This window comes from Bradyrhizobium sp. (assembly GCF_049581145.1).
In the GTDB taxonomy this organism is placed as follows: Bacteria; Pseudomonadota; Alphaproteobacteria; order Rhizobiales; family Xanthobacteraceae; genus Bradyrhizobium.
Map to the genome: position 1 here is coordinate 1 of NZ_JBAURI010000703.1, position 2,881 is coordinate 2,881.

Sequence of the window (2,881 nt, forward strand, 5' to 3'; positions counted from 1 at the left end):
GCGACACGCCCAATCTGGCGGCCCGGCTGCAGAGCCTTGCCGAGCCCGGCGGGATCGTGGTCGCCGAGGCGACGCGGCGGCTGCTGGGCAGGGCATTCAAGCTCAAGCCGCTGGGACCGCTTGCCGTCAAGGGCTTCGATGCCGCGGTTCATGCCTGGTCGCTGTTGGGCGAAGCCGTTCACGTCGACCGGTTCGAGGCGTCGCGGGCCGAGGCCTTGACCGAATTCGTCGGTCGCGAACACGAAGTCTCGTTCTTGATGGATCGCTGGCGCGGCGCGACCGAAGGTGAGGGGCATGTCGTTCTGCTGTGCGGCGAGGCGGGCATCGGCAAGTCGCGCACCATCGCCGAGCTCCGCAGCCGGATCGGCGAGCAGAGCAGCACGGTCATGCGCTATCAATGCTCGCCGCATCACATTAACGATGCGTTCTATCCGATCATCGGCCAGATATGGCATGCCGCCGGCCTTGTCAGCGACGAGCCGGCCGCCACGCGGCTCGACAAGCTCGAGAGGCTGACTGCTTTGTCCGGACCGAACGGCAAGACGGAAATGACGGCGCTGATCGCTTCGCTGCTCTCGGTTCCGACCAGTGGCCGATATAATCTGCCCGAGATGTCGCCGGCGGAACTACGGGAGCGCACCGTCGCCGCGCTGATTTCCCTGTTCGTCGACCTGACCCGGCAAGGTCCAGTGCTTGCCTTGCTGGAGGATGTGCACTGGATCGATCCGTCGTCCCGCGACGTGTTCAGCCGCCTGGTCGAGCGGCTGCAGGAATTGCCGGTGCTGTTCGTGGTGACATACCGGCCCGAATACGCGCCGCCCTGGACCGGCCGCGCGCTCGTCACCACCCTGTCCCTCAATCGCTTCGGCCGGCGACAGACCGTCTCGATGGTCGATCAGGTCACTGGCGGCAAGTCGCTTCCCGCTGAAGTCATGGAGGAGATCCTGGTCAAAACCGACGGCGTTCCGCTGTTCGTCGAGGAACTGACGAAAACCGTGCTGGAGTCGGGATTGCTGCGGGTGGAAGGCAATACTTACGTATTCGCCCGCGAGCTCACGCCGCTCGCCATTCCCGCGACGCTGCAGGACTCGCTGATGGCGCGGCTTGATCGGCTCTCGCCGGTCAAGGAGACGGCGCAGATCGGCGCGACCATCGGCCGAGAGTTCTCCTACCGCCTCCTGGAGGCGATTTCGCCCATCAAGGACGCGCAACTGCAGAACGCGCTTCGCGAGCTGATCGAGTCCGAACTGGTCTATGCCCGCGGCTCGCCGCCCGAAGCGACCTATATCTTCAAGCATGCCTTGGTGCAAGACACCGCCTATGCTTCGCTCCTGCGCAGCCGTCGTCAGCACATCCACGCCGATATCGCGCGCGCGCTGGTCGAGCATTTCCCTGATAAGATCGAGTCCGCGCCGGCGATCATCGCGCATCACTACACCGAAGCAGGCCTGAGCGAGCAGGCGGTGCGCTACTGGCATGCCGCCGCGGAACGCGCTCTGTCCAGATCGGCTCCGACCGAGGCCGATCGCCATATCGTGTCCGGGCTCGCGCTGGTGCCGCAGCTTGCGCAAGCGTCCGATCGGCATGCCCTCGAGCTGTCGCTGCATCTGACGCATGCGAATGCGCTTCTGCCGCTGAGGGGCTACAGCGCGCCCGAAACCGTGGCCGCGCTGATGGCCGCGGAGCGGATCCTCGATGCCGGAACCGGCTCGGATCTGCAGCGCATCTTCGTATTGCACAGCCTTTGCGCCGCAAATTATGCCGCCGCCAGGATGACCGCGGCGCTGAACATCGCCCTGCAGATGGTGGAGCTCTCCGAGCAGCAAAGCGATCCCGCCTTTCGCCTGCTCAGCTATCGCGCGCTCGGTTCGGTGCAGCACTTCATGGGACGGCACCGTCAGGCGCTGGCGACCCTGCGCGTGGCGGAGGAATATCGCGATCTCATCGATAGCGAGTTGCCGAGCTACCGGTTCGGCATCGATCCCGGTCTCGCCATCCTCTGCTACAAGCTGTGGGCGCTGATGCAGCTCGGGCTACTCGACCAGTCGGAACAGATTGCCGACCAGGTGAAGGCCGAGCTCCGCGACCATGGACACCCGCCGACGATCGCGGCCTGCACCTTCTTCGGCGTGGTGTGGCCCGCGCTCCTGTCCGGCAAGGCTGAAGAGTGCGAGCAGCGCAGCGCCGAGCTCGTCGATTATTGCGCCGAAAAGAATGTGGCGCAGTTCCGGCTGTTTGCCGCGTTGTCGCAGGCATGCGCGCGCTCGATGCGGAAGCCGACCCCCGAAAACATCGCGGCGTTTCGGGATGCGATCAAGGCGCAGCACGCGACCGGCGCGCATCTTGGCGATTCATGTTTCCTGGCGTTCCTTGCCGACGCGCTGCTGAAAATCGGCGAAGTGTCGGAGGCGGCCCTGATCCTGCGAGAGGCCTTCGAGTTTGCCAACCGATCCGGCGAACAATGGTGGCTCGCCGAACTATATCGCCTGGCAGGATTGGCAAAGCTCGCACAAGCAGAGCCCGATGTAGCCGGCGCCGAGGCTGCCTTCCTGCAGGCCCTCGATATCGCGCGACAGCAGGAAGCGCGGGTGCACGAGCTGCGTGCGGCAACTGCGCTCGTGAAATTAAGGCGGGGGAAGGCTGGCGATTGCGACTGCCGATCCCTGTTGCAGCCGATCCTGGACATGATCGAGGGCGGCGAGAATGCCCGCGCGGTTCGCGACGCGCGGGCGCTTCTTCTGGATCTCGTCTGAAACGACGGCGGGACCGATGCAGGCTGTTAAAAGTTGGTTACGCCGTCGCCGGCGCACGCATCAGGCACAGGTTGACCTGCTTGCCGTACATTCCCCAATTGATCTCGGGGATTTCCTGGATCGCGACA

General features: G+C 64.8%; 1 protein-coding gene. It reads left to right on the forward strand.

Going from position 1 to position 2,881, the window contains the following annotated elements:
- A partial coding sequence (locus WCB02_RS22915; protein WP_423961701.1) for an AAA family ATPase occupies positions 1-2,753 on the forward strand: 2,753 nt, incomplete at its 5' end.
- Between the last annotated feature and the right edge of the window lie 128 nt (positions 2,754-2,881).